Genomic DNA, 1,410 nt, shown 5'->3' on the forward strand with positions numbered 1-1,410 from the left:
TGGATCTACGTCAAGATTCTGGACACAAAAAGATTAAGTTTTTTCTGCACAACCACCATTCATGGAGTGTTCCACATTCCCAAGTAGATCGTCAAAGTGAAAAGAGCCTTTGACAATCTACTTGGGATGTGGAGAGATTAACCCATGGATGTTGTGCCTGAAAAATGTGGAGGGGGGATTGGCTTTTGCCCCTAAGACTCAGGCTGCTGCGCGACACATTATTTCATACGCCTCTGGCGTTACAAAGCCGATGCTTCCATGAATTCGTTTGCGATTATACCAGCCTTCTATATATTGAAATAGGGCGATTCTCGCATTCTCAAAATCTTCATATCGTTTTCGATAGACCTCTTCTTTTTTGAGTGTGGCATGAAAGGACTCGATGCATGCATTGTCATAAGGGCATCCTTTACGACTGAATGATGCAATCATTTCATATTTTTTTAACTGTTCTTGAAATGCCTCACTTGTATATTGAGTACCCAGATCCGTATGTATGATTAGTCCCGGTGCTGGATTTTGTGCTTTGACGGCATTCTTAAAAGCATCCAACACGATTTCTGTGGTCATCGTACGTGAAAACTTGTAGCCAACTATTTTCTTTGTATGCAAATCGAGGACAGACGCTAGATAGCACCAGCCATCTCGAAGCGTATGGATATACGTGATATCTGCCACCCATTTTTCATTGATTGTGGTTGTTGTAAAATCTTGCTTCAACACATTTTCTCGTTCTTCCACTTGTACCTGTGTGCTTGTTGGACGGTATTTCTTCACAATGTTTGACTGAATGCCTGCTTGTTTCATCAGACGTTGGACTCTTTTTATACTGCAAAAATAGCCTTCTTTTAAAAGTGCTCCATGTATTTTGGGGGCGCCATAGATACCTTTGCTTTCTTTATGAATGGCTATTATACGATTCAATATTGCCTCATTGGCCACGTGGTAGCTGTTCGGTTTCTTATGAAATGATTGATAATAAGTACTTTTAGGCATCTTTAAAATGCGACACATCACTTGTACTGGATGATGCCCGCTTTCATTTGTAATGTAGTCGATCAGTTCTTCGTCCTCTATTTTCTCGCGAATATGGTCATAGCCTTTTTTAGGATTTCAAGCTCCTGTTTTAACCGGAGATTTTCTTTTTGAATCATTTCTACATCGGATACAGTTAATTCCTTTGTTCCTTCGATTGTAGAAAGTTGTTTAATCCATTTATAGATGGTTACTTCTGAAACACCATATTCGCTAGATAGTTGGCTGACCGGGGTACCTGAGCTGTGAAGCTCCACTACTGTTTGTTTAAATTCTTGGTTATAACGTTTTTGACTCATAATACAGACACGACCTTTCGTTAGTTCAATTTTATTGACTTAACCAAGATGTGTCCATAAATCTATTCTACATTCA

Annotated in this window: 1 protein-coding gene; it reads right to left on the reverse strand. The window is 39.4% G+C overall.

Annotated features, from left to right (window positions below):
* Positions 1-198 precede the first annotated feature (198 nt).
* A protein-coding gene (locus PGC35_RS22015; RefSeq protein WP_375220723.1) for an IS3 family transposase occupies positions 199-1,334 on the reverse strand; the annotation gives its coding sequence in 2 pieces (ribosomal slippage) (positions 199-1,109 and positions 1,109-1,334; 1,137 coding nt in all).
* Positions 1,335-1,410 lie beyond the last annotated feature (76 nt).

Source organism: Psychrobacillus sp. PGGUH221, assembly GCF_042055255.1.
Classification (GTDB): Bacteria; Bacillota; Bacilli; order Bacillales_A; family Planococcaceae; genus Psychrobacillus.